Source organism: Bartonella sp. CL162QHHD, from assembly GCF_042195435.1.
Lineage (GTDB): Bacteria > Pseudomonadota > Alphaproteobacteria > Rhizobiales > Rhizobiaceae > Bartonella.
On record NZ_JBHIOG010000091.1, the window covers coordinates 1 to 1,290 of the forward strand.

Genomic DNA, 1,290 nt, shown 5'->3' on the forward strand with positions numbered 1-1,290 from the left:
AAGCAAAACCAATGAGGGTCTTTCGTCCACAGCGAGAAATCTGGAAACGGCTATGGCGAATACATCAAAATATTTTGGTGGTAAAACTGATGTACTAAAGGGTATGCCACCTAGCTATGCTGTTCAGAATCAGACGTATGAAAATATAACAGATGCTTTTGTGGCGGTTGATAGTTCTTTTAATAAAATGAAAGATAATATTAACAAACAGGTTGCTGATGTAAGAGACAGTATTCTTGTTAAGAAAAATGAAAAGACAGGTCTTATTACTATTGGTAAGGATCTATTGGAACCATTTGGCATTGATTTCAGCGACATTAAAGCCAGCCCTCGGACTCTTTCTGGTGTAGCTGCTGGTACTAAAGAAACTGATGCGGTGAATTTTTCGCAATTAAAAGATGTCAAAGAACAAGTAGCAGCCAGTAGCTTCGTTAAACAGGATGCAGAAACGAGACACATCAGTATTGGAAAAGAAACAGATGGTGATAAAATTGATATTGCCAACAAAAAAAATGAAAAGCGTACTCTTACAGGTATAAAGAATGGCGCGCTCACAGAAGCTTCAAATGAAGCAGTAAATGGTTCCCAGCTTTTTGAAACAAATAAAAATGTTACGACTGTAACAAGTGATCTCAAAACAGCATCTGAGAATGTAGTCAAATATTTTGGTGGTGGTGCTAGTTATAAAGATGGCGCTTGGACAGCCCCTACATTCAAGCTTAAAACCTTCACAGCTGATGGTAAAGAAGATGGTTCAAAAGACTATACCGATGTAGGCTCTGCTTTTGCAGGAATTGATACGAACTTCATAAATGTAAACAAACATCTGAATACTGTTGTTAATAATTTTAATGACAAATTAAACGATATTAATAAAGAATTTCAAGGCGATGCCTTATTGTGGAGCAAAACTGATAAAGCCTTTAGTGCTATGCGCGGAGAGGGGAAAGACAGAAGTTCAGGTAAAATTAAAAATCTTGCACCAGGTGATTTAACACAAAACTCAGAAGAAGCCGTGAATGGTGGACAGCTGTATATAGTGGGTACCCATTTAGCTAATTATCTTGGTGGCGGTGCTGACTTTGGAAATGGAAACTCAGAAGGTCCTACTTTTAAGATTAAAACTTTCGATACTGATGGAGAGGAAAAAAGTGAGACTTATCAGAATGTAGCTGATGCGTTTGAGGGTGTTAATACGGCTCTCACGACTGTTCAGAATAAATTGACTGAACAGGTTAATAATGTGATTACCAAAGTGGAAAGCGAGAGCTTTGTTCAGCAAGATAAGAC

At 37.7% G+C, this 1,290-nt stretch carries 1 pseudogene; it reads left to right on the forward strand.

The window, feature by feature from the left end:
• Positions 1–52: 52 nt before the first annotated feature.
• Positions 53–1,290, forward strand: a pseudogene (locus ACFILD_RS09560) (hypothetical protein); the annotation flags it as partial.